The sequence below is a fragment of the Streptomyces sp. LZ34 genome, from assembly GCF_053890475.1.
The window spans coordinates 5,830,547-5,853,544 of sequence record NZ_CM132680.1; the positions used below are offsets into that span (position 1 = coordinate 5,830,547).

Annotated in this window: 23 protein-coding genes and 1 tRNA gene; 10 read left to right on the forward strand and 14 right to left on the reverse strand. The window is 71.5% G+C overall.

What is annotated here, in order from left to right; all coding sequences use genetic code 11:
* Nucleotides 1–798, reverse strand: coding sequence for a GntR family transcriptional regulator (locus tag ACWY4P_RS23425; protein WP_456212494.1), 798 nt, complete (start codon nt 796–798; stop codon nt 1–3).
* A gap of 411 nt (nt 799–1,209) precedes the next feature.
* Between ACWY4P_RS23425 and ACWY4P_RS23430 the strand changes: the two genes are divergently transcribed.
* Genes ACWY4P_RS23430 through ACWY4P_RS23445 form a run of 4 tightly spaced genes read left to right on the forward strand, consistent with a single transcriptional unit; the run spans nt 1,210 to nt 3,032 of the window.
* Nucleotides 1,210–1,404, forward strand: a complete 195-nt coding sequence (locus tag ACWY4P_RS23430) for a hypothetical protein (protein ID WP_456212495.1) — start codon at nt 1,210–1,212, stop codon at nt 1,402–1,404.
* Between the two features lie 41 nt (nt 1,405–1,445).
* Nucleotides 1,446–1,922 carry a hypothetical protein gene (locus tag ACWY4P_RS23435; protein WP_456212496.1) on the forward strand — a complete coding sequence of 159 codons (477 nt, stop codon included), beginning with the start codon at nt 1,446–1,448 and terminating at the stop codon, nt 1,920–1,922.
* A complete protein-coding gene (locus ACWY4P_RS23440) occupies nt 1,919–2,170 on the forward strand; it encodes a hypothetical protein (protein ID WP_456212497.1) in 252 nt (83 codons plus the stop codon). Before ACWY4P_RS23435 ends, ACWY4P_RS23440 begins: the two co-directional genes overlap by 4 nt.
* Nucleotides 2,171–2,222: 52 nt before the next feature.
* Complete coding sequence (locus tag ACWY4P_RS23445; protein ID WP_456212498.1) at nt 2,223–3,032, forward strand: zinc ribbon domain-containing protein; 810 nt, start codon at nt 2,223–2,225, stop codon at nt 3,030–3,032.
* Nucleotides 3,033–3,176: 144 nt separating this feature from the next.
* On the opposite strand, the gene ACWY4P_RS23450 is transcribed toward ACWY4P_RS23445, so the two are convergent.
* Nucleotides 3,177–3,258, reverse strand: a tRNA-Tyr gene (locus ACWY4P_RS23450).
* 192 nt (nt 3,259–3,450) lie between these two features.
* Between ACWY4P_RS23450 and ACWY4P_RS23455 the strand changes: the two genes are divergently transcribed.
* The gene (locus ACWY4P_RS23455; protein WP_456212499.1) at nt 3,451–3,939 is read left to right on the forward strand and encodes a YajQ family cyclic di-GMP-binding protein; all 489 of its coding nucleotides are present in this window, start codon (nt 3,451–3,453) and stop codon (nt 3,937–3,939) included.
* A gap of 129 nt (nt 3,940–4,068) precedes the next feature.
* Here the strand turns inward: ACWY4P_RS23455 and ACWY4P_RS23460 are convergent, their stop codons facing one another.
* From ACWY4P_RS23460 to ACWY4P_RS23515, 12 genes are all read right to left on the reverse strand, one after another.
* Nucleotides 4,069–4,467: a YccF domain-containing protein gene (locus ACWY4P_RS23460; protein WP_456212500.1), complete on the reverse strand. Its 399-nt coding sequence runs from the start codon at nt 4,465–4,467 to the stop codon at nt 4,069–4,071.
* On the reverse strand, nt 4,464–5,327 hold the full coding sequence (gene htpX / locus ACWY4P_RS23465; RefSeq protein WP_456212501.1) for a zinc metalloprotease HtpX: 864 nt from the start codon (nt 5,325–5,327) through the stop codon (nt 4,464–4,466). The genes ACWY4P_RS23460 and htpX overlap by 4 nt, the downstream gene beginning before the upstream one ends.
* Nucleotides 5,328–5,487: 160 nt before the next feature.
* The gene (locus ACWY4P_RS23470; protein WP_456212502.1) at nt 5,488–7,086 is read right to left on the reverse strand and encodes an NADH-quinone oxidoreductase subunit N; all 1,599 of its coding nucleotides are present in this window, start codon (nt 7,084–7,086) and stop codon (nt 5,488–5,490) included.
* Complete coding sequence (locus ACWY4P_RS23475; protein WP_456212503.1) at nt 7,086–8,777, reverse strand: complex I subunit 4 family protein; 1,692 nt, start codon at nt 8,775–8,777, stop codon at nt 7,086–7,088. The genes ACWY4P_RS23470 and ACWY4P_RS23475 overlap by 1 nt, the downstream gene beginning before the upstream one ends.
* 3 nt (nt 8,778–8,780) lie before the next feature.
* A complete protein-coding gene (locus ACWY4P_RS23480) occupies nt 8,781–10,796 on the reverse strand; it encodes an NADH-quinone oxidoreductase subunit 5 family protein (protein ID WP_456212504.1) in 2,016 nt (671 codons plus the stop codon).
* Nucleotides 10,793–11,191, reverse strand: coding sequence for an NADH-quinone oxidoreductase subunit NuoK (nuoK, locus tag ACWY4P_RS23485; protein WP_456212505.1), 399 nt, complete (start codon nt 11,189–11,191; stop codon nt 10,793–10,795). Before nuoK ends, ACWY4P_RS23480 begins: the two co-directional genes overlap by 4 nt.
* A complete protein-coding gene (locus ACWY4P_RS23490) occupies nt 11,191–11,832 on the reverse strand; it encodes an NADH-quinone oxidoreductase subunit J family protein (protein WP_456212506.1) in 642 nt (213 codons plus the stop codon). The genes nuoK and ACWY4P_RS23490 overlap by 1 nt, the downstream gene beginning before the upstream one ends.
* Entirely contained in the window at nt 11,829–12,443 is a 615-nt protein-coding gene (locus tag ACWY4P_RS23495; protein WP_456212507.1) for a NuoI/complex I 23 kDa subunit family protein, read from the reverse strand. Before ACWY4P_RS23495 ends, ACWY4P_RS23490 begins: the two co-directional genes overlap by 4 nt.
* Nucleotides 12,443–13,402: a complex I subunit 1/NuoH family protein gene (locus ACWY4P_RS23500; protein ID WP_456212508.1), complete on the reverse strand. Its 960-nt coding sequence runs from the start codon at nt 13,400–13,402 to the stop codon at nt 12,443–12,445. The genes ACWY4P_RS23495 and ACWY4P_RS23500 overlap by 1 nt, the downstream gene beginning before the upstream one ends.
* On the reverse strand, nt 13,399–14,706 hold the full coding sequence (locus tag ACWY4P_RS23505) for an NADH-quinone oxidoreductase subunit C (RefSeq protein WP_456212509.1): 1,308 nt from the start codon (nt 14,704–14,706) through the stop codon (nt 13,399–13,401). The genes ACWY4P_RS23500 and ACWY4P_RS23505 overlap by 4 nt, the downstream gene beginning before the upstream one ends.
* Nucleotides 14,703–15,380, reverse strand: a complete 678-nt coding sequence (locus ACWY4P_RS23510) for an NADH-quinone oxidoreductase subunit B (protein WP_456212510.1) — start codon at nt 15,378–15,380, stop codon at nt 14,703–14,705. Before ACWY4P_RS23510 ends, ACWY4P_RS23505 begins: the two co-directional genes overlap by 4 nt.
* Complete coding sequence (locus tag ACWY4P_RS23515) at nt 15,371–15,787, reverse strand: NADH-quinone oxidoreductase subunit A (RefSeq protein WP_456212511.1); 417 nt, start codon at nt 15,785–15,787, stop codon at nt 15,371–15,373. The genes ACWY4P_RS23510 and ACWY4P_RS23515 overlap by 10 nt, the downstream gene beginning before the upstream one ends.
* 200 nt (nt 15,788–15,987) lie before the next feature.
* Here ACWY4P_RS23515 and ACWY4P_RS23520 point away from each other — a divergent pair, with 200 nt between their 5' ends.
* The 5 genes from ACWY4P_RS23520 (at nt 15,988) to ACWY4P_RS23540 (ending at nt 22,883) form a co-directional block, all read left to right on the forward strand.
* Nucleotides 15,988–17,169 (forward strand): sensor histidine kinase, encoded by a 1,182-nt coding sequence (locus ACWY4P_RS23520; RefSeq protein WP_456212512.1) that lies wholly within the window; start codon nt 15,988–15,990, stop codon nt 17,167–17,169.
* 188 nt (nt 17,170–17,357) lie between these two features.
* On the forward strand, nt 17,358–18,698 hold the full coding sequence (locus tag ACWY4P_RS23525; protein ID WP_456212513.1) for a sensor histidine kinase: 1,341 nt from the start codon (nt 17,358–17,360) through the stop codon (nt 18,696–18,698).
* 164 nt (nt 18,699–18,862) lie between these two features.
* Nucleotides 18,863–19,522: a response regulator gene (locus ACWY4P_RS23530; RefSeq protein WP_456213028.1), complete on the forward strand. Its 660-nt coding sequence runs from the start codon at nt 18,863–18,865 to the stop codon at nt 19,520–19,522.
* 306 nt (nt 19,523–19,828) lie between these two features.
* Nucleotides 19,829–21,781: a 2-oxoacid:acceptor oxidoreductase subunit alpha gene (locus ACWY4P_RS23535; RefSeq protein WP_456212514.1), complete on the forward strand. Its 1,953-nt coding sequence runs from the start codon at nt 19,829–19,831 to the stop codon at nt 21,779–21,781.
* A complete protein-coding gene (locus tag ACWY4P_RS23540) occupies nt 21,774–22,883 on the forward strand; it encodes a 2-oxoacid:ferredoxin oxidoreductase subunit beta (RefSeq protein WP_456212515.1) in 1,110 nt (369 codons plus the stop codon). The genes ACWY4P_RS23535 and ACWY4P_RS23540 overlap by 8 nt, the downstream gene beginning before the upstream one ends.
* The last annotated feature ends 115 nt before the right edge of the window (nt 22,884–22,998 follow it).

Below are 22,998 nucleotides of genomic sequence, written 5' to 3' on the forward strand. Positions count from 1 at the left end.
TCAATCATTCCCCCTCCACCGCTTCAGGGGGGTGGTGAAGACGAGCGCGGTGCGGTCTCCGGCCAGAGTGACATCGGAGACTTCCACGACCCGGCCGCCGATGTCGGTGGAGATCTTCCGCAGGAGGATCACCGAGACGCCCTTCTCGAGGCCGAGATCTTCGGTTTCCTCCACGGTCGGTGGGCGGGCCGTGATCCGCTCCTCTATGTGATCCAACTCGATGCCGAGCATGTTGAGCTGGCTCTGCGTGCCGCCGGGCCACGGCTCGTTGGAGTCGTCGAGCAGGTCCGGGTTGGCCGCCACCATGTCGTGGACGAGGTACGAGCGCACGCACGCGAAGGGCGAGTCCTCCTGGCGGGAGTTGGTGCGGTAGATCCGCTCCAGCAGCCGTGTGCCGACCGGCACGCCGAAGACCGCCGCGTGGTCCTCGTCGGCCCTCGCCTCGCGGTACTCGGCGTGGAAGACGAGGTCCGTCACCTCCAGCCCGGTGTCGCGCTCCGTGGAGCCGGTGCTCAGGCGCTCGCCCTGGGACCGGCGCACTCGGTCCTTCTCCCACTGGTGCCGGTCGTTGTTCCGCTTCACCCGCCGACGCGGCTCGTGGACGAAGGTCCCCACCCCATGCCGTCTGTCGATCAGCCCCTCGCCTGCGAGCTGGGCAAGAGCGCGCTGAAGCGTCGGGAGGCTGGTGCGGCAGTGCCTCGCAAGGTTGTCCTCGGCCGGAAGCCGCTCGCCCGGCTTGAGCTCTCTCGTGCGGATGCTCTGCCGCAGCGCGTCGGCGATCTGCTCGTACATGGCCATGGGCGCTCGTCGTCCTTCGTTGGCCGGACGATTCCAGCGTAGGTCCTTAAGAGGACTTGACGACAAAAGCTCTCAAGACAAGCGCTCTCTCTAAGAACGACAACGGCCTGATCGCGTTTCCGCAGTTCAGGGGCCAAGTCCATAGCGTGGCGGCCCCAGGATTCGAGCATATATTCCGAGCTTCATGGTGGGGTGCACGGGGATGCGTAACCCGTACAGAAGTTTGATCGTTGATGTGATCGTCAGGCCGAGCGCAGGGCGAGACGTGTGAGGGGGCGGGATGCGACGCAGGGTTGTGGTGGGCGAGGGGGAGGTGCAGCAGGTCGCGGCGGCCTGCGCTCGCGCGCTGCGGGGCGTGGACGTGGTGACTGGCCGGCAACTCTGCGAGGCGGCTTTGGTGGAGCGGGCCGGATGGCTGAGGCGTTGCGGCGTCTGGGCTGGTCGGTGACCATTCCGGAGGGTGTGTATGTGCCGGACCGGGTGGTGCGCATCGCGCAGGAGCAGGCCGGGCGGGTGCTGCGTTCGGCCTGGTGGCGCGCCGAGATCACCACCGCGCTCCTGGCCACCTGGCCACCTGGCCTGACGATCCCGCCCGGCGCACCGTAGCGGAGTGGGAAGCGCTGCGCGCTGCGTTGCCCGATGGCCCGGTGGTGGCGACCGGTGTGCTGCTGGCCCATACCCGGCAGATCGCCGCCTTCCACGCCCGGCACCGGCGCCTACCGACGGGCCTGACAGAGTGCGAGCAGGCACCGGGCGCGGGCGGGCAGGTGGTGCTCGCGGCGGTCGACAAGCAGCTCGCCACCCTCGAACGCTGCCGGGAAGACCCCTTCCACTACGGGGTGCTGACCCTTCGGATGCCCTTGCGGCCCGACCCCACCTGCCGGGCCGACTGGCACGCGTTCCGCATCCGCTTCCGGCTGCCGCCCCATGTGCCCGCCGCCGCGATGCTGTGCGCTCCCACCCTGCGCGTGCGTCAGGGTCGGCTTCTGATCGATGTGCCCTACGCGCTGGCCGTGGCGAAACCGCGGCGGGTCGGCCACCGCACTGCGGTGGCATTCGACTGGGGACTGAACACCCTGGCGGCGCTCTCCATCTCACCGACGAGAGGCAGCCGCGGGTTGTGACCGACGGAAAGCCGACGTATTTCCGCGCGGGAGGAGTGCTGGCCAAGGCCGACCGGCTGCGCGTCCACGGCGAGCACATCGACCAACTGCGCACTCTGATCACCTCCCGGCAAGAGCGCGGCCAGCGCCCTGATCCGCATCTGGTCGCGAAGCTCACCGTCCTTCAGACCGAGCGGGAACACGTCGCGAAGCGCCGTACCCGGCTGAACGCGGCGCTGACCCGGGCGGCCGCCCGCTTTCATCGTTGATCATGCGATCGCCGCCGGGGCGAGCGTCGTCTACCTGGAAGACCTGCGGGACATGGAGGCGCGCGGCAAAGGCCGCACACTGAATACGCGGCTGTCGCAGACGGTGCGCGGCGCGATCGTCACCCAGGTCCGCCACCAGGCCGCCGCCCAGGGGATCGCGGTGGTGATCGTGCCACCGCGCGGCACGTCGCAGTATTGCCCCCGGTGTCTGACCGCGCTTGTTCACCACAAAGCCCCCGGCCATCGGGCGGCGGGCTGGGCCTGGGCGTCGTGCCCGAACGATGCGTGCGAGTACAGCACCTGCCGGGACCACGCCGCCTGGCATGGGGTATCCCCTGCTCGAAGAGCTTGGGGAAGCATCGGCGCCCGCGGCCTGACCCACCAGCACAAGACCAGCCTCGACCGCGCCGGCGGCACCTTCGTGATCCGTACGGTAGCCCCGGCCCTGGACCTCGCGAGCACGGTCCAGCAGCAGACCCCGGACCGCACCAAGAGCGGCCCCACGAACAAACGCCCTGTGCCCGGGAAGCGACGCAGAGTCCCCGCCCCACCCGACAGCCGTGCCTCCGTAGCACGGCCGAGTGGAAAGCGTCCGGCGGGGCGGCCCTCCACGCACCAGACCCACCACAGCCAGCGGTGTCCACGGCAGCAGGGACCGACCACCATCGACACCCCCACCCGGCCACACCGGCCGGACGGGGCCAGACTCGGGGCAGGCTTCCACCGCCATGCCCACACCACCCCCGTCCGAAGACGGCCGTGGCCGAGTCACCCTCCCGCGTTGTCCCGACAGCCGGGATCACCCAGGAAACCCAAGCCGATGAGAGACGCTAAGCCGACGGATTTTGGCGCACTGCCGTGACCAGAAGGAACGGCCCAACTGGGCCAGCCAGTTCCACGCCCCACAGGCCCCGAATCGCGCTTCTGGAACACGTCGCCGCGCCTACTTGCTAACAATAACGGCCCCTGATCGCGTTTCCGCAGATCAGGGGCCGTTTTCCCAGTGTGGCGGCGCCAGGATTCGAACCTGGGTAGGCAAAGCCGACGGATTTACAGTCCGCTCCCATTGGCCGCTCGGGCACACCGCCTGGGATGTGACCAGGGACTCTGTTCCCACTTTCGGGGAACCCCCTGGCGACGACGTAAACAATACCCGATGACAGGGGGTGCTCCGCCACTGGGTTGATCCCGTCTCGATCATGGCTGGGATGGCTAGGCTGGCCCGTGCGGTCCGGCGGGCCGTGCCCCTGACAGATCTATGTACGAGGAGCCAACTCAACATGGCCGACTCCAGTTTCGACATCGTCTCGAAGGTCGAGCGGCAGGAGGTCGACAACGCACTCAACCAGGCGAGCCGCGAGATCTCCCAGCGCTATGACTTCAAGAACGTCGGCGCCTCGATCGCGTGGTCGGGCGAGCGGATCGAGATGCGCGCGAACTCCGAGGAGCGGGTCAAGGCGATCCTCGACGTCTTCGAGACCAAGCTGATCAAGCGCGGGATCTCGCTGAAGGCGCTGGACGCGGGCGAGCCGCAGGCCTCCGGTAAGGAGTACAAGATCTTCGCCTCGCTGGAGGAGGGGATCTCCCAGGAGAACGCCAAGAAGGTCGCCAAGATCATCCGCGATGAGGGCCCGAAGGGCGTCAAGGCGCAGGTGCAGGGCGACGAGCTGCGGGTGACGTCCAAGAGCCGGGACGACCTACAGGCCGTCATCGCGCTGCTCAAAGGCAAGGACCTCGACTTCGCGGTGCAGTTCATCAACTACCGATGAACGTCACCACTGCCGTCTAAAAGGGACCGCTCTCCGGCTCTCCCTTTACGTGGGCGGGCAGCCTGCTTCCGGGCTGCCCGCCCTTGGCATGTGTCTTCCGCTGTCTTTCGCTGTCTTTCGCCGGAGCGGCTACCAGCGGCCGGTCGCGAAGGGGCGGTCCGTGGAGACGATCTCGTGGCCCAGGGGGGTCAGGGATATCGGGATCAGCTTGAAGTTGGCCAGGCCCAGCGGGATGCCGATGATCGTGAGGCACAGGATGGCGCCGGTGATGATGTGGCCGAGCGCCAGCCACCAGCCCGCGAGGACGAGCCACAGCACATTGCCGACGCAGGAGGGAGCGCCGGCGTCGCGGCGGGGGACGGCGGTGCGGCCGAAGGGCCAGAGGGCGAAGCCCGCGATGCGCCAGGAGGCGATGGCGAAGGGTATGCCGATGATGGTGATGAAGAGGATCAGCCCGGCGAAGAGGTAGGCGCAGGCGAGCCAGAAGCCGGAGAGGACGAGCCAGATCAGATTGAGGATGGTCTTCACGGTCGGCGACCTGCCATCTGCTCGAGGCGGGCGATGCGCTCCGCCATGGGCGGGTGAGTGGAGAAGAGCTTGGCCATCCCCTCGCCGGCCCGGAAGGGGTTGGCGATCATCATGTGGCTCGCGGTCTCCAGGCGGGGCTCGGGCGGCAGCGGGAGCTGCTGGGTGCCCGCCTCGAGCTTGCGGAGCGCGTTGGCGAGGGCGAGGGGGTCGCCGGTGAGCTGGGCGCCGGAGGCGTCGGCCTGGTACTCGCGGGAGCGGCTGACGGCGAGCTGGATGATGCCGGCCGCGAGCGGGCCGAGGATCATGATCAGCAGCATGCCGAGGAAGCCGGGGCCCTCGTCGTCGTCGGACCGGCCGATCGGGATCAGCCAGGCGAAGTTGACCAGGAACATCACGACGCTGGCGAGCGCGCCGGCGACGGACGAGATGAGGATGTCGCGGTTGTAGACGTGGCTGAGCTCATGGCCGAGGACGGCGCGCAGCTCGCGCTCGTCGAGGAGGCGCAGGATGCCTTCGGTGCAGCAGACGGCCGCGTTGCGCGGGTTGCGGCCGGTCGCGAAGGCGTTGGGGGCCTCGGTCGGGGAGATGTAGAGGCGCGGCATGGGCTGGCGTACGGCGGTGGAGAGCTCGCGGACCATGCGGTAGAGCTGGGGGGCCTCGAACTCGCTCACGGGTCGCGCGCGCATGGCGCGCAGGGCGAGCTTGTCGCTGTTCCAATAGGCGTACGCGTTTGTCCCAAGGGCCACCAGGACCGCCACGATCAGGCCCGTACGGCCGAAAAGGCTGCCGACAACAATGATGAGGGCGGACAGTCCTCCGAGGAGTACGGCGGTTTTGAGCCCGTTGTGCCGACGATGCACGGTGCGCCCTCCAAAAGATGCCGCAAGGGAACCCTTTTTCGCGGTGTCTCCACCTTCCAGTGGACCCTTCCGCATTGGTCAACGCCATACGAAGGTCGCTGGTTCCCTAGTGCACACGTGGCGGGCCGTTGGGCCGTCGGAGCGAAACCTCAGGAAGAGGTCACAGGAGGGCGCCGGAAGCGAAGCGCAGGACGAGCTGCGGGGCTCCGGAGAGGGCGACGCCGAGCAGGGCGGCAAGGCCGATGACCGCGGTGAGGGAGGCGGGGACCGCACGGGTGGGCGCGGCCGCCGTCCCCGGGACCGCCGGCTCGGCGGGCGCGGGGGCCTCGGCGGGCGCGCGGAAGAGGGTGGCCGTCCACTGGAGGTAGTAGTAGAGCGCGATCACGACGTTTACGGCCATGACGACGGCGAGCCAGCCCAGCCCCGCGTCCACGGCCGCCGAGAAGACGGTGACCTTGGCGAACAGGCCGATGACGCCGGGCGGCAGCCCGGCCAGGCAGAGCAGGAAGAAGCCGAGCGCGAGGGCGGCCAGGGGGCGGGAGGCGTACAGGCCGCGGTAGTCGCTGAGGCGGCCCGTGGGGTGCGTGCGCGACACCAGGGCGGCGACCGCGAAGGCGCCGAGGTTCACGGCGGCGTACATGAGGGCGTACGCGACCGTGGAGCCGACGGCGTGCGCCGCGTCGCCGGATGAGTCGGCGTATCCGGCCGCCGCGATGGGGACCAGCAGATAGCCCGCCTGGCCGACGGAGGACCAGGCCAGCAGGCGTACGGCGCTGTGCGCGCGCTCGGGGCGCTGGCGCAGCGCGGCGACGTTGCCCGCGGTCATGGTGAGTGCGGCCAGCAGCGCGACGGCCGGGCCCCACACGTCGGCGTACGCGGGGAAGGCGAGGACGGTGACCAGGATGAGGCCGGAGAAGCCGACCGCCTTGCCGATGACGGAGAGGTACGCGGCCACCGGGAGCGGGGCGCCAACGTAGGTGTCGGGGACCCAGAAGTGGAACGGCACGGCGGCGGTCTTGAAGGCGAATCCCACCAGGGTCAGGACGATGCCGGCCTGGGCGAGCGTGTCCAGCCGCGGGTCGACGTGGCCGAGGGCGGCGGCGATCCGGGACAGGTGGAGGCTGCCGGTGGCGGCGTAGACGAAGCTGACGCCCATCAGCATGACCGCGGTCGCGGTGACCGAGGAGAGGAAGAACTTCAGGGCGGCCTCGGAGGAGAGGCGGTCGCCGCGGCGCAGCCCCACGAGCGCGAAGGCCGGCAGGGAGGCGACCTCCAGGGCGACGACGAGGGTGGCGAGGTCGCGGGAGGCGGGCAGGAGGGCCGCGCCCGAGGCGGAGGACAGCAGCAGGAACCAGAATTCGCCGGCGGGAAGTTTGCTGCTCTCCCCGGCGCCCTCAGCGCCCTCAGCGTCCTCGGTTCCGCGGTCGTGGACCGTGCTCATGGACAGCAGGGCCGTCAGAAGGGCTCCGCCGAGCACCAGGAACTGGATGACGACGGCGAATTCGTCGGCCGTATAGCTGCACACGTCCGGGTCGGAGGTCAGGCAGAAGGTACTGCGGTCCCCGGCGCGGAGCGGCAGCAGGAAGAGCGCGGCCAGGGCCAGGCCTCCGGTCGCGAGCCAGCCCAGGAGGGCTTTGTTCCGTTCGGCGAGGAAGAGGTCGGCGACCAGGACGGCCAGGGCGGCCGCGGCGGCGATGGTGGGCGGGGCGATCGCGAGCCAGTCGACGGACTGGACGGCGCCTCCGGCGAGCGCGGTCATCAGTGGCCTCCCGCGAGGAGTTGCTGCACGGCCGGGTCGGTGAGGCCGAGGAGGGCCGCGGGCCACAGTCCGCCGAGGACGGTGAGGGCGACCAGCGGGGTCCAGGCGGCGAATTCGTAGCCGCGTACGTCCGCCAGGGCGGGGCGGAGCGGCCCGAGGGGTGCCCCGGCGCCAGCGGCGGCCCCGGCGGCCTCTCCAGGCCCGCCTGTGGCCCCGCCCGCGGGTGCCCCGGTGAGCGTTCCGCCCATCTCCGCCTCCGGGTGCTCGCCCATGCAGACGCGGCGTACGACGACGAGCAGGTACGCGGCGGTCAGCAGGGTGCCCAGGCCGGCAAGCGCCATAAAGGTGAGGAATGCGGGGCGGCTGAGCCCGTCGGCGGGGTCGAACGCGCCGAACATGGCGAGCATCTCGCCCCAGAACCCGGCGAGCCCCGGCAGCCCCAGGGAGGCGACGGCGGCGAAGGCGACCAGGCCGCCCAGGCGTGGCGCCCGGCCGTACAGGGCCGCTCCGCCGGTGCCGGAGAGCTGGTCGAGGTCGGTGGTGCCGCAGCGGTCCTTGAGGGCGCCGACGAGGAAGAAGAGCAGGCCGGTGATCAGGCCGTGCGCGATGTTGGCGAACAGCGCGCCGTTGACCCCGGTGGGGGTGAGCGTGGCGATGCCCAGCAGAACGAAGCCCATATGGCCGACGGAGGAGTACGCGATCAGCCTCTTGAGGTCGCCCTTGGCCCCGGAGCGGGCAAGGGCGAGGCAGGCGAGGGAGCCGTAGACGATGCCGACGGCGGCGAGGGCGGCCAGGTAGGGCGCGAAGGTGTGGGCTCCCTCGGGTGTGATGGGCAGCACGATGCGCACCAGTCCGTATGTGCCCATCTTCAGCAGCACGCCCGCGAGGAGGACGGAGCCGACGGTGGGCGCGGAGGTGTGGGCGTCCGGGAGCCAGCTGTGCAGGGGCCACATGGGGGCCTTGACGGCGAGGCCGACGCCGATGGAGAGGGCCGCGATCAGCTGGGTGGTGTGGCTGAGCTTCACGCCGCCCGCGCCGGAGGCGCTGTCAGAAGGATGGGAGGCGAGTGCCACCATGTCGAAGGTGCCGCCCTTGAGCCCGACGAGGAGGAGGCCGAGCAGCATGACGACGGAGCCGAGCAGCGTGTAGAGGATGAACCTCCAGGCGGCCCGCTCGCGCCCGGCGCCGCCCCACCGGTTGATGAGGAAGTACATCGGGATGAGCACCATCTCGAACGCCAGGAAGAACAGCATCAGGTCGAGGACGGCGAAGGTGGCCAGGGTGCCGGCCTCCAGGAGCAGCAGCAGCGCGACGAACGCCTTCGGGGAGGGCCCGGCGGGCATGTTGAAGTAGCCGTAGAGGGCGCACAGGAAGGTCAGCAGCGCGGTCAGCACGAGGAGGGGGAGCGAGACGCCGTCCACGCCGAGGTGGATCCGGATGTCCAGCGCCGGGATCCAGCTGATGTCGGTCTGCGCCTGCATGGCGGCCGGGCGGTCGTGGTCGAAGCCCGCGGCGAGCGCGACGGCGACGGCCAGGACGACCCCGGTGACCGTGACGCCGTGCCGCAGCACGGCCTGGTCGGGGCCGCGGCCGCGCAGCCCGGGCGGGGCGGGGAGGAGCGCGGCGACGGAGCCGAGGAGGGGGAGGACGATCAGGGCCGCGAGGAGCGACTGCAGGACGGTGTGGTTCACGGGTCAGGCTCCCGCTGCGACGAGGACGGCGACGGCCAGGACGAGCGAGCCCGCGATCAGCGCGCCGAGGTAGGTCTGCACATTGCCGGTCTGGGCGCGCCGTACGGCCGCGCCGAGCAGACGGGGTACGCCGCCCGCGCCGCGCACATAGGTCTCCACGACCTCCCGGTCGAGGAAGCCGACCAGCCGGGCGGCGGCGCGCACCGGGCGTACGAACAGCGCGGCGTACAGGGCGTCGAGATGGAAGCCCGCCGCCGCGTGGCGGTGGAGCGGGCCGAGGAGGAGGCGGCCGGGGTCCGCCGGGTCGTGGGCCGCGGCGATGTCGCCGTAGGCGGGCTCGTGGGTGGCGATGGCCTCGGCCTCGGAGAGCGCGGGTTCGGCGTCCGGGTGGGCGGCCACGGCGCCGATCGGGGTGCCGGCGGCCGCCGCCGTGGTGTGCCGCCAGGCCCCGTACGTGACGAGGATGCCGACGAGGGCCAGCCCGGTGCCGAGCACGGAGGTGGTGAGGGTCGGGGCGAGGGACTCGCCGTCGAACCAGTCCGGGAGGGCTCCGAAGGCGAGGCCGAACGCGGCGGCGGGAACGAAGAGCACCCACAGGACGGCGTTCATGACGACGGGCTGACGGCCGTGGTCGGGGGCTTCCGTGCCCTTGCCGCGGAAGGTGAGCAGCCACAGGCGGGCCGCGTAGCCGGCGGTGAGGAGGGCGGTGAGCAGCCCGGCGACCAGGACGGTCCAGCCGACGGCCGCCGGGACGGCCGGGGCGTGCCCGGTGGCCGCGTGCTCGGCCGCGCCGAGGACGGCCTCCTTGGAGAAGAAGCCCGCGAACGGCGGGATGGCGGCGAGCGCGAGCAGCGCGACCGTCATCGTCCAGTAGGCGTCGGGGATGCGCCCCGCCAGGCCGCTCATGCGCGACATCGCGGCCAGCGAGTTCGTCCCGGCCGCGTGGATGATCACGCCCGCGCCGAGGAAGAGCAGGGCCTTGAACGCGCCGTGGGTCAGCAGGTGGAAGACGGCGGCGCCGCGGTCGTCGACGGCGAGCGCGCCGGTCATGTAGCCGAGCTGACCTACGGTCGAGTAGGCGAGTACGCGTTTGATGTCGTCCTGGGCCAGAGCCGCGAGCGCGGAGCCGACCATGGTGACCGCCGCCATGACCGCGAGCACGGCCAGGGCGGCGGCGGAGGACGCGAAGACGGGCAGCAGCCGGGCGATGAAGTAGACGCCGGCGGCGACCATGGTGGCGGCGTGGATCAGCGCGGAGACCGGGGTGGGGCCGGCCATCGCGTCGGGCAGCCAGGTGTGCAGCGGGAACTGCGCCGACTTGCCCGCGACCCCGGCCAGCAGCAGCAGCGCGATCAAGGTGGGGTGGTCGAGCTGGAAGTCCGAGGCGGAGGAGGTCAGCCGGGTGTAGATGTGGCTGATGCGGAACGTCCCGGCATCGGCGCCGAGCGCGAAGATCCCGAAGAGGAACGGCACATCGCCGAGCTTGGTGACCAGGAACGCCTTGAGGGAGGCGGAGCGCGCGGCCGAGGTCTCCCAGTAGTGGCCGACCAGGAAGTACGAGCAGATGCCCATGATCTCCCAGCCGACGAGCAGGACGATCAGGTCGTCGGAGTAGACGACCAGCAGCATCGCGGCGGTGAAGAGGGAGACGAGCGCGGCGTAGGAGGGGTAGCGCGGGTCGTCGCGCAGATAGCCGGTCGAGTAGATCTGCACACAGCAGGCGACGACGCCGACGAGGACCGCGACGAGGGCGGCGAAGCCGTCGATGTGCAGCGCGAGGTCGATGGGGAGCGAGCCGGTGCCGGTGAGCCGGGTCGCGGCCTCCACCGCGCCCTTGCCGCCGCCCGCTCCCCCGCCCTGCCGTACGGCGACGAGGACGGCGAGGGCGGCCGCGGCGACGGTCGGCAGCACCGCGAGGGGGCGTACGAAGCCGGGGGCGCGGCGGCCCAGCAGCAGTCCGGAGAGGGCGCCGAGGAAGGGCAGGAGGGGGACGAGGACGGCGGCGGTCGTGGTCGTCACGCGGTCTGCCTCCGGGAGGGGATTCCCTGGTCAGCGCCGGTGTCGGCGCCGTTGTCAGTGGCGGCTGTCACGCTGTCTTCGGTGGGCGGGGGCTCGGCGAGGCCCCGGAGCTTGTCGATGTCGGCGGTGCCGCGGTCGCGGTGGACGAGGAGGACGATGGCCAGCCCGATGCCGATCTCGGCGGCGGCGATGGCGATGACGAAGAGCGTGAGGGCCTGGCCCGCGTGCAGGGTGTCGCGGAGCCAGACGTCGAAGGCGACGAGGTTGAGGTTGACGGCGCCGAGCATCAGCTCGACGGACATCAGCACCAGGATCGCGTTGCGGCGGGCGAGGACGCCGTACAGACCGGTGCAGAAGAGGAGGGCGGCGAGCACGGCGGGATAGGCGAGGTGCATCAGCCCTCCTTTTCGGCGACGTCGGGAGCGGCGCGGGGGCCGCTGGGGCGGGGGCCGTTGGGGCGGGAGGACCCGTTGGCGTCCGGAGTCCGCTGGGAGGAGCGCAGCCGGGAGAGCACGATCGCGCCGACGAGCGCGGCGAGCAGCAGCACCGACAGCGCCTCGAACGGCAGCACCCAGTGCCGGAAGAGGCTTACGCCGGTGACCTTGGTGGAGCCCTGCACTTCCCCGACGTCGATCCAGGTGGCCCGGAAGGCGTCCACGACCACCCAGACCAGGGCGGCCGCGGAGGCCACGGCCACCGCGAGGGCGGCCGGGCGGTTGCCCGAATCGGCGTCCGGCGACCGCCCGATGGGCGCCTTGGTCAGCATCAGCCCGAACAGGATGAGGACGACGACGGACCCCACGTAGATCAGCACCTGCACCCAGGCGATGAACTCCGCCGTGAGGAGGAGGAACTCGACCGCGAGCCCGCCGAGCGTGACCACCAGCCACAGCGCGGCGTGCACCAGCTGCCTGGTGGTGACGGTGACGACGGCCCCGCCCAGGGTCACCACCGCGACCAGAAGGAAGGTGATCTCCACACCGGTCGGTGACAGAAAACCGTGGCCGGCGGCCGCGAGCTGCGCCACGGCACTCACGACGCCGCTCCGTTCCGGCCGGCGGAGTCGGAGGAGCCGGTGGGGCCATCGGCCTCCGCCGCGTCCCCGGCCTGCGCGGCCTGTGCCGCCTCGGCCGCGGCGATCTTGTCGGCGGCCTTGCGGGCGGCGGCGATCTCCTTCGGCTCCTCGGCGCCCGGGTCCAGCGCGGGCGGCGCGGGCACCGTCCACATCCACTCGCGGAGCTTGTCGCGCTCATGGGTGAGATCGCGGATGTCCTCCTCCGCGTACTCGAACTCCGGCGACCAGAACAGCGCGTCGAAAGGACACACCTCGATGCAGATACCGCAGTACATGCACAGGGCGAAGTCGATGGCGAACCGATCCAGCACATTGCGGCTGCGCTCGCGCCCGCCGGGCGCGGCCGGCGGCACCGTCTCCTTGTGGGAGTCGATGTAGATGCACCAGTCCGGGCACTCCCGCGCGCAGAGCATGCAGACCGTGCAGTTCTCCTCGAACAGGCCGATGACGCCGCGCGTCCGGGGCGGCAGCTCGGGCTGGACGTCCGGATACTGCGCGGTGTGTGCCTTCCGGGTCATCGTGCGCAGGGTGACGGCCAGGCCCTTGGCCAGGCCGGAACCGGGGATGCCCATCAGGAGATCACCACCTTGACGACGCCGGTGAGGGCGATCTGGACCAGAGCGAGCGGGATGAGGCCGGTCCAGGCGAGCTTCTGCAACTGGTCCTCGCGCAGCCGCGGATAGCTCACCCGCAGCCAGATCACCACGAAGGCGAGCACGGCCGTCTTCAGCAGCGTCCACACCCAGCCCAGGTCATCGGCGAACGGACCGTGCCAGCCACCCAGGAACAGCACGGTGGTCAGCCCGCAGAGGATGACGATGCCCGCGTACTCGGCCAGCAGGAACAGCGCGAAGCGCAGCCCGGTGTACTCGGTGTACGCGCCGAAGATGATCTCGGAGTCGGCGATCGGCGCGTCAAAGGGCGGACGCTGCAACTCGGCGAGCCCGGCCGTGAAGAACACCACCCCGCCGACGATCTGCCACGGCACCCACCACCACTCGAACGCGTCGAGGATGCCGGGCAGCGAGACGGTACCGGCGGCCATCGCCACGGAGGCGGCGGCGAGCAGCATCGGCAGCTCGTACGCCATCAGCTGCGCGGCCGTACGCAGGCCCCCGAGAAGGGAGAACTTGTTGGCCGACGCCCAGCCCGCCATGAGCGAGCCCAGCACGCCGACGCCCATCACGGCGAGCACGAAGAAGATGCCGGCGTCGATGAACCAGCCGACGGCACCGGGCCCGACCGGGATCGCCACCAGGACGAGCAGATACGGCAACAGCGCGACGGCGGGCGCGAGCTGGAAGATCCGCCGGTCGGCCCCCGCCGGTACGATGTCTTCCTTCTGCGCGAACTTCACGCCGTCCGCGACCAGCTGTGCCCACCCGTGGAACCCACCCGCGTACATCGGCCCGAGCCGGCCCTGCATATGGGCCATGACCTTGTGCTCGGTCTGTCCCACGACCAGAGGCAGTACGAGGAAGGCGAGCAGCAGCGCGAGCAGTCGCAGCGCGACGTCGAGGACGTCGTTCACGCGGTGCCTCCCGCCGGGTCGTCGGTGTTCGTGTGGGGTGCGTGGGGTGTGTGGGGCTCGGTGGGTGCCTCGGGCGCGTCGGGCGCGTCGGGCGCGTCGGTATCCTCGGGCGCCGCGGGCCCTTGGGGCTCCTCGCGGCGCGCGGAGTCTCCGGCCTTCCCCTCGCCCGCGACGGTCTGGGACGGCCCCCGCCGCTCCCCCGCCTCGGCGTCGGCGTCGGCCTCAGCAGCGGCACCGGGCGCGGCGTCCGATGACGGCGTACCCGAGGCCTTCGGTTCGTCCCGCGCCGGGCGTGGGTGGTGCCAGGGGGCGTCGGTCGAGCGCGGCCGGGCGGCGGGCGAAGGCGCGCCCGTCGCTGCCGCGTCCGTACCGGTCTCCCGCTGGCTCGCGGAACCCTCACTCACGCTCCGGGCGCGACGCGCGGGCCGTGCGGACTCGTCCGTCGGCGCCTCCGCGCCCGTGGCGGCTCGCTGGCCGGCCGAGCCCGCGGACGCGCTGCGGGCTCGGCGGGCCGGGCGTTCGGCCCCGGCGCCCGTGCCGCCTGCCGCGCCCGCCGTGTGGGTCGCGCGCGCCGGGCGGGCGGGGGCAGGGGGGAGCTGGCCCTTGAGAGGGCCCCATTCGTTGGGGTCGGGGACACCGGGCGGCAGTATCTGCCGCCGTCTGGGCGCGTGGGCGGCCTCGGACTCCCCCGGCTCCTTCGCGCCCGGCCAGGCCTTGACGACCCGGGCCGCCAGCACGAAGTCCTTACGCAGCGGGTGCCCCTCAAAACCGTCCGGGAGCAGCAGCGGTGCGAGGTGGGGGTGGTCGGCGAAGTCGATGCCGAACATCTCGTGGGTCTCGCGCTCATGCCAGGCCGCGCCCGCGTAGACGCCGGTCGCGGTCGGGAGGGCCGGTGCCTCGTGCGCCACGGTGGTGCGTACGAGCAGCCCGCGCACGGCGGGAGCGGCAGGGGCGGCCGCCGGGCCAGGGCCGGCAGCCGCGGCGGCCGCAGGCCCGAGGGCGACGACATGCGCGGCCACGCGGAAGCCCTCGCCGGGCTCGTCGACCGCGCTCAGCCAGTCGAAGTAGGTGCAGCCCAGCGCGTCGCGGGCGGTCTCCAGCGCGGGGATCCACGCATCGGCGTGGACGTCGACGGTGAGCAGCCCGTACGCCTCCTCCGCCGTCGCGCCTTCTCCGAACAGCTCGGTGGCCGACCGCGGCAGCCAGCCGACCGTCGGCTGCGCGGGCGCGGCGGCGGCCTCGACGGGCACGGCCCCGACGCGCTCGGCCTCGGCGGGCTGGTTCCGGTCTTCGGGCGCGGTCACGGCGTGCCCTCCTCCGTGGCCGGGGCGGAGGATGAAGCGGAGGACGGGGCGGGCGGCGCGACCAGGCCGCTGCGCAGCGCCGCGGCGGACGGCCCAGAGGCCACGCCGTCGCCGCCCCGGGCACCGCCGTCGCGCCCGTACCGCTCGCTCAGCGACTCGCGCGCGATCTTCTCCTGCAACTTCAGGATCCCCTGAAGCAGCGCCTCCGGGCGGGGCGGGCAGCCGGGCACATACACATCGACGGGGATGATCTGGTCGACGCCCTTGGTGACCGAGTACGAGTCCCAGTACGGGCCGCCGCAGTTCGAGCAGGCCCCGAAGGAGATGACGTACTTCGGCTCGGGCATCTGCTCGTACAGCCGCTTCACCGCGGGCGCCATCTTGTCCGTCACCGTGCCGGACACCACCATGAGGTCGGCCTGGCGCGGCCCGGGGGCGAAGGGGATCACGCCGAGCCTGATGAAGTCGTGGCGGGCCATCGACGCCGCGATGAACTCGATGGCGCAGCATGCCAGCCCGAAGTTGAAGACCCACAGGCTGTAGCGGCGGCCCCAGTTCAGGACCACCTTCATCGGCTCGGGCGCCAGCCTGGCGAGCGCCCCGAGGCGGCGCGGCTCCGGGAGATCCACAGGTGTGGAGGCCGAGCTGGGGGCGGGGGTGGGTGTCACGTCCATTCCAGGACGCCCTTCTTCCAGGCGTACAGCAGGCCCACGGCGAGGAAGCCGAGGAAGATGAACATCTCCACCAGCGTCGTTCCGCCATAGCCAGGTGCGGCGAACACCGTCGCCCAGGGGAAGAGGAAGACCGAGTCCACCGCGAAAATCACATACAAGAAAGCGTAGACGTAGTAGCGGATCTGGGTGTGGGCCCAGCCCTCGCCGACGGGGTCGACACCGCACTCGTACGTCAGCAGCTTCTCCGGGGTGGGTACCACGGGCCGCAGCAGCCGCCCGGCCCCGAAGGCCACGGCGACGAAGAGCACCCCGACGACCGCGAGCAGGCCGACCACCGAGTAGCTCTGGAAGTAGTCGGCCGCGAGCGGCACGGCTGTGGTGCGCACGGTCGTCGTCGCCTCCGGCACGTCCGCCCCTCGCTCCTTGTCCCGCCTGATGTCCGTCGATGTTGATGTCGTGTGTTCTTCGACGCTACGTACGCACGGGAGTGTAGGCCCTGCCGCCGTCCAGGTGAGCCGCCCGTCCGGGATGCGGTGGGGTTACCCCTACCCGGGCACGGCGACGTACCCCATGGCGGGGCGGGGGCAGGCCCGGCAATCTTGGCCGTATGACCTCGAGTTCAACCGATGAGGGCGACGAGCGGCTGCCCCGGCCACCCGCCTTCGGCTTTCCCGCGCAGACCTGGAAGGAGATCGCCCACCTCCTCGCCAATCTGCCCGTGGGCGTCCTCGGCTTCGTCTACTCCCTGGTGTGGCTCGTCACGGGCCTGGGGCTGGCGATCACCGTGGTGGGGCTGCCGCTGCTGGCCCTGGGGCTGCGCGGCAGCCGGCTGTACGGCGCGTTCGAGCGGCGTCGCGCCCGCGCGCTGCTCACGGTGCGCGTCGACGAGCCGAGCCGGCTGCGGCACCGCACGGACGGCGGCTTCTTCTCCTGGCTGTGGGAGCGGCTGCGGGACCCGGTGGGCTGGCGGACCACGCTGTACTCCTTCATGCGGCTGCCCTGGGCGGTGGCCACCTTCTGTGTCACCCTGCTCGCCCTCTTCCTCGCCTGGCCCGTGCTGCCCTGGATCGCCCGGGGCCTGACGAACGCCGACCGGGCGATGGTGCGCGGGCTGCTGTCCCCGTCCGACGGGCTGGAGCGGCGGATCGCGGAGCTGGAGTCGGACCGGGGCACGGTGGTCGACACGGCGGCGGCCGATCTGCGCCGCATCGAGCGCGATCTGCACGACGGGGCGCAGGCCCGGCTGGTCGCCCTCGCCATGGGCCTGGGCCTGGCGAAGGAGAAGGTGCTGGAGGACCCGGGGGCGGCGGCCGCGATGGTCGACGAGGCGCACGGCGAGGTGAAGCTGGCCCTCCAGGAGCTGCGCGACCTCGCCAGAGGCATCCACCCGGCGGTGCTGACCGACCGGGGCCTGGACGCGGCGCTGTCGTCGGTCGCGGTGCGCTGCACGGTGCCGGTGGAAGTCTCCGTGAGCCTGTCGCAGCGGCCCGCGCCCGCGATCGAGGGCATCGCCTACTTCACCGTCTCCGAGCTGCTGCAGAACATCAGCAAGCACAGCGGCGCCCGGACGGCCGCCGTCGAGGTGTGGCGGTCGGACGGGCGGCTGCTGCTCCAGGTGCGGGACGACGGGCACGGCGGTGCGAGCACGGACAGGGGCAGCGGTCTGGCCGGGCTCGCGGAGCGGCTCGGGTCGGTCGACGGCCTGTTCACGGTGGATTCGCCGGTGGGCGGCCCGACGGCCGTGACCGCCGAGCTGCCGTGGCGCGACCGCGGGGCCGCGGGAGCCTAGGCCTGGCCGGACCCGCGCGATGTCCGCGCGGGTCCGGTGTTAGGCCCAGATCTACCCAGACGGTAGGGCTAGCCCCACGGTCAAGACGCCTACTTGCTCCATGGCCCGGCCGGGCGCGCTCCGGGAGCCTGGATGTACGCAACGCAGCACCGGGCACCATGCCCCACCCTTCGGAGGACGGACGAGAGATGGCCACCGCATACGAACCGTACGGGCCGGAGGCCGAGCCCCGCGGCTCTCTGGTGCCCGCGGCGCTGCGTGCGCCCTTCAAGGCCCGTGTCTGGCGCGAGTTCCTGTATCTGGTGCTCAGCCTCCCGATGGCCTTGCTCACCTTCTGCTACGCGATCACGATGCTCGCGCTCGGCGTCGGGCTTCTGGTCACCTTCCTCGGCATACCGGTGCTCGGTGTCGCCCTGGCGGGCTGCCGGGCGCTCGGGGCCGTGGAGCGGGCCAGGGCGCGCGCGCTGCTGCGCCTGGAGGTCGCCGATCCCGAGCCGGTGCGGGCGGTGACCCGCGGGTCGCGCAAGTCCGGTCCGTTCGCGTGGGTGGGCGCGCTGCTCAAGAGCGGCACCTCCTGGCGCCATGCGCTCTACTCAGTGATCCACCTCCCGTGGGCGATCTTCGCCTTCGCTCTGTCGCTGACGCTGTGGGTGAACGCCTGGGCCTTTGTGACCTATCCGCTGTGGCAGTGGGTTCTCCCCACCTACAGCGATCAGCCGGGCGTGCAGCTCTTCGAAGTCGACGGCCGCGGCTTCTTCCTCGACACCCCGCTCGACATAGCGGCCGCCAGCGTCGCCGGGGCGCTGCTGCTGGTGGGGACGCCGTTTGTGATACGGGGCCTGACCACGGTCGACGGGCTGCTGGTGTCCGGGCTGCTGGGTCCCTCGCGGCTCGCGGAGCGGGTGTGGGAGCTGGAGTCGGACCGGGGCACGGTGGTCGACACGGCGGCGGCCGATCTGCGCCGCATCGAGCGCGACCTGCACGACGGGGCGCAGGCCCGGCTGGTCGCCCTCGCCATGGACCTGGGCCTGGCGAAGGAGAAGCTCCAGGAGGACCCGGAGACGGCGGCGCGGATGGTCGACGAGGCGCACGGCGAGGTGAAGCTGGCCCTCCAGGAGCTGCGCGACCTCGCCAGAGGCATCCACCCGGCGATCCTCACCGACCGGGGCCTGGGCCCGTCCCTGTCCGCCCTGGCGGCCCGCTGCGTGGTGCCCGTGACGGTGACGGTGGACCTGCCGGAGCGGCCCGCGCCCGCGATCGAGGGCATCGCCTACTTCACCGTCTCCGAGCTGCTGCAGAACATCAGCAAGCACAGCGGCGCGCGGACGGCCGCCGTGGATGTGTGGCGCTCCGAGGACCGGGTGATGTTGCAGGTCTCGGACGACGGCCAGGGCGGGGCGGACGGCCGGCCCGGGTCGGGGCTCGCCGGGCTGGCCGAGCGGCTCGACGCGGTCGACGGCCTGCTCGTCGTGCACTCCCCGGCCGGCGGCCCGACCTCCGTCACCGCCGAGCTGCCCTGGCGCAGGTGACCCGCGGCCCCGCCGCCTCCCCCGCCGCCTCCCCCGCGCGCCTCGCCCGCCCCCCTGGTCCGCCCTCTGCCCCGCCCCGGTAAGCGCGCCGGGCTTCGGGCGGGTCCGATCCCTGGGATGCTGGGGCCGAGGAACCGACGAGTGGGGGGGCTGTGGAGGACAGGGTGCGGGTGGTCATCGCCGAGGATTCGGTGCTGCTACGGGAGGGGCTGACCCGCCTGTTGACCGACCGTGGGCATGAGGTGGTCGCGGGGGTCGGCGACGCGGAGGCGCTGGTGAAGTCGGTCCAGGAGCTGGCCGACGAGGGCGCGCTGCCGGATGTGGTGGTCGCGGACGTACGGATGCCGCCGACCCACACCGACGAGGGGGTGCGGGCGGCGGTCCGGCTGCGCCACGATCATCCCGGACTCGGTGTGCTGGTGCTGTCACAGTATGTGGAGGAGCAGTACGCCACGGAGCTGCTGGCGGGCAACAGCCGCGGTGTCGGCTATCTGCTCAAGGACCGGGTCGCCGACGTCCGGGAGTTCGTGGACGCCGTGGTGCGGGTGGCCCGGGGCGGCACCGCGCTCGACCCGGAGGTCGTGGCGCAGTTGCTGGGGCGCAGCCGCAAGCAGGACGTGCTGGCCGGGCTCACCCCGCGCGAGCGGGAGGTCCTCGGTCTGATGGCCGAGGGCCGGACGAACTCGGCGGTCGCCAAGCAGCTGGTGGTGAGCGACGGCGCGGTCGAGAAGCACGTCAGCAACATCTTCCTGAAGCTCGGCCTGTCGCCGAGTGAGGGGGATCACCGCCGTGTGCTCGCGGTGCTGACCTATCTGAATTCCTAGGACGGCACGGAATGCAAGACGGGCATGGGGAGTCCGGGCCAGGCTGGTCTGGAGCTGGACTGGACTGGACTGGACTGGACTGGTCAATTGGCGGTCGTAAAACCAAAGACCGATAGGGGGAGGATCGCTCGACATGAGTACGGGGGCGCATGCAGAGCATGACAATTCACCACATAAAGGGGCAGCGCCAGGCCGTCCATTATGCGATCCGGTCAGGGAAGGCGACCCTTACCGACGTACGATGGCCATGGGACAACCGGTCGGCACCGATGTCCATGAGCGCCGCCTCAAGGGAGGTCCGAATCAGTGACCAGCCAGGTCAGTAGCCCGGCCGAGCAGGCCGAACCAGCCGATCAGCAGGACGGGCAGACGCTCGTCGGGGGACAGCGAGCGTCGGACGGCGGCAAAGAGGTCCGCCGTCTGGACCGGGTGATCATCCGATTCGCGGGTGACTCGGGCGACGGCATGCAGCTCACGGGTGACCGGTTCACCTCGGAGACGGCGTCATTCGGCAATGATCTGTCCACGCTGCCGAACTTCCCGGCCGAGATCCGCGCCCCTGCCGGCACCCTCCCCGGCGTGTCGAGCTTCCAGCTGCACTTCGCCGATCACGACATCCTCACCCCGGGCGACGCGCCGAACGTGCTGGTGGCGATGAACCCGGCCGCGCTGAAGGCCAACCTGGGCGATGTGCCGCGCGGCGCCGAGATCATCGTCAACACCGATGAGTTCACCAAGCGGCCGATGGCCAAGGTCGGCTACGACCAGAGCCCGCTCGAGGACGGCTCGCTGGACGGGTACCACGTCCACCCCGTGCCGCTGACGACGCTGACCGTCGAGGCGCTCAAGGAGTTCGGGCTGTCCCGCAAGGAGGCGGAGCGCAGCAAGAACATGTTCGCGCTCGGCCTGCTGTCGTGGATGTATCACCGCCCGACCGAGGGCACCGAGAAGTTCCTGCGCCAGAAGTTCGCCAAGAAGCCGCAGATCGCCGAGGCCAACGTGGCCGCCTTCCGGGCCGGCTGGAACTTCGGCGAGACCACGGAGGACTTCGCGGTCTCCTACGAGGTGGCGCCCGCCTCCTCCGCGTTCCCGCCGGGGACATACCGCAACATCTCCGGCAATCTGGCGCTGTCGTACGGGCTGGTCGCGGCCTCGCACCAGGCGGACCTGCCGCTGTTCCTGGGCTCGTACCCGATCACCCCCGCCTCGGACATCCTGCACGAGCTGTCCCGCCACAAGAACTTCGGCGTGCGCACCTTCCAGGCCGAGGACGAGATCGCGGGCATCGGCGCGGCGCTGGGCGCCGCGTTCGGCGGGGCGCTCGCGGTGACCACCACCTCCGGCCCCGGCGTGGCGCTCAAGTCGGAGACCATCGGGCTCGCGGTCAGCCAGGAGCTGCCGCTGGTGGTGATCGACATCCAGCGGGGCGGCCCGTCGACCGGCCTGCCCACCAAGACCGAACAGGCCGATCTGCTACAGGCGATGTACGGGCGCAACGGCGAGGCCCCGGTGCCGATCGTGGCCCCCCAGACCCCGGCGGACTGCTTCGACGCGGCGCTGGACGCGGTGCGGATCGCGCTGGTCTACCGCACCCCCGTCTTCCTCCTCTCCGACGGCTACCTCGCCAACGGGTCGGAGCCGTGGCGGGTGCCGGACCTGGAAGACCTGCCGGATCTGCGGGTCCGGTTCGCCAGCGGCCCCAACCACACCCTGGCGGACGGCACCGAGGTCTTCTGGCCGTACAAGCGCGACCCCGAGACGCTCGCCCGCCCCTGGGCGGTGCCCGGCACCCCCGGCCTCGAGCACCGCATCGGCGGCATCGAGAAGCAGGACGGCACCGGCAACATCTCCTACGACCCGGCCAACCACGACCACATGGTGCGCATCCGGCAGGCCAAGGTCGACGGCATCGAGGTGCCGGACATCACGGTGGACGACCCCACCGGCGACGCCCGCACGCTGGTGCTGGGCTGGGGCTCGACCTACGGGCCGATCACCGCCGCCGTGCGCCGGGTCCGCGCCGCCGGGGACTCCATCGCCCAGGCCCATCTGCGCCATCTCAACCCCTTCCCGGGGAACCTCGGCGCGGTCCTGGCCCGCTACGACAAGGTGGTCGTGCCCGAGATGAACCTCGGTCAGCTCGCCACCCTGCTCCGCGCCAAGTATCTGGTCGACACCCGCTCCTTCACCCAGGTGCGGGGGCTGCCATTCAAGGCCGAGCAGCTTGCGACGGCCCTTAAGGAGGCCATCGATGACTGAGACGATCGCGGAAGGGCTCTCCTCCGTCGACGCGCTTTCGCTGGTGCCGAAGGCCGGCACCAAGCAGACCATGAAGGACTTCAAGTCCGACCAGGAAGTGCGCTGGTGCCCCGGCTGCGGCGACTACGCGGTCCTCGCCGCCGTCCAGGGCTTCATGCCCGAACTCGGCCTGGCGAAGGAGAACATCGTCTTCGTCTCCGGCATCGGCTGCTCCTCCCGCTTCCCGTACTACATGAACACCTACGGGATGCACTCGATCCACGGCCGCGCCCCCGCCATCGCCACGGGCCTGGCCGCCTCGCGCCGCGATCTGTCGGTGTGGGTGGTCACCGGTGACGGCGACGCGCTGTCCATCGGCGGCAACCACCTCATCCACGCGCTGCGCCGCAACGTCAACGTGAAGATCCTGCTGTTCAACAACCGGATCTACGGCCTCACCAAGGGTCAGTACAGCCCGACCTCCGAGGTCGGCAAGATCACCAAGTCCACGCCGATGGGCTCGCTCGACGCGCCCTTCAACCCCCTCTCGCTCGCGCTGGGCGCCGAGGCCGGGTTCGTCGCCCGCACCGTGGACTCCGACCGCAAGCACCTCACCCAGGTGCTGCGCGAGGCGGCCGCCCACCCGGGCACCGCGCTGGTGGAGATCTACCAGAACTGCAACATCTTCAACGACGGCGCCTTCGAGGTCCTCAAGGACAAGGACCAGGCGCAGGAGGCCGTCATCCGCCTGGAGCACGGCAAGCCGATCCGCTTCGGCACGCCGTTCGGCGAGGAGGACGGCGGGGACGGCCTCGGCTCCAAGGGCGTCGTCCGCGACCCGGCCACCGGCGACCTCAGGGTCATCGATGTGACCCGGGAGGGCACCGAGGGAGTGCTGGTCCACGACGCGCACGCCGCCTCGCCCACCACCGCCTTCGCGCTGACCCGGCTCGCCGACCCCGACACGCTGCACCACACCCCCATCGGGGTGCTGCGCGATGTCACCCGCCCGGTCTACGAGGCCGAGATGTCCGACCAGCTCGAGGCAGCCGTGGAGCAGAAGGGCAAGGGCGACCTCGGCGCCCTGCTCGCAGGCCAGGACACCTGGACCGTCGTCGGCTGACCCGGCGGGGGCCCGCCGCGCCCACCCGTACGGGTGAGTGCGCACGTACGCGGGGCGGGTGCCTGCCCGGAGCGTCTGACGGCGCCTCGGGCGGGCACCCGCTCTGATAGGGCCC

Bases quoted from the DNA above. Each gene is read 5' to 3' on its own strand.
- ACWY4P_RS23425 (WP_456212494.1), bottom strand. From the start codon at position 798: ATGGCCATGTACGAGCAGATCGCCGACGCGCTGCGGCAGAGCATCCGC.
- ACWY4P_RS23430 (WP_456212495.1), top strand. From the start codon at position 1,210: ATGGCTGAGGCGTTGCGGCGTCTGGGCTGGTCGGTGACCATTCCGGAG.
- ACWY4P_RS23445 (WP_456212498.1), top strand. From the start codon at position 2,223: ATGGAGGCGCGCGGCAAAGGCCGCACACTGAATACGCGGCTGTCGCAG.
- ACWY4P_RS23455 (WP_456212499.1), top strand. From the start codon at position 3,451: ATGGCCGACTCCAGTTTCGACATCGTCTCGAAGGTCGAGCGGCAGGAG.
- ACWY4P_RS23470 (WP_456212502.1), bottom strand. From the start codon at position 7,086: ATGACCGCGCTCGCCGGAGGCGCCGTCCAGTCCGTCGACTGGCTCGCG.
- nuoK (WP_456212505.1), bottom strand. From the start codon at position 11,191: ATGCACCTCGCCTATCCCGCCGTGCTCGCCGCCCTCCTCTTCTGCACC.
- ACWY4P_RS23495 (WP_456212507.1), bottom strand. From the start codon at position 12,443: ATGGGCATCCCCGGTTCCGGCCTGGCCAAGGGCCTGGCCGTCACCCTG.
- ACWY4P_RS23510 (WP_456212510.1), bottom strand. From the start codon at position 15,380: ATGGACGTGACACCCACCCCCGCCCCCAGCTCGGCCTCCACACCTGTG.
- ACWY4P_RS23520 (WP_456212512.1), top strand. From the start codon at position 15,988: ATGACCTCGAGTTCAACCGATGAGGGCGACGAGCGGCTGCCCCGGCCA.
- ACWY4P_RS23525 (WP_456212513.1), top strand. From the start codon at position 17,358: ATGGCCACCGCATACGAACCGTACGGGCCGGAGGCCGAGCCCCGCGGC.
- ACWY4P_RS23540 (WP_456212515.1), top strand. From the start codon at position 21,774: ATGACTGAGACGATCGCGGAAGGGCTCTCCTCCGTCGACGCGCTTTCG.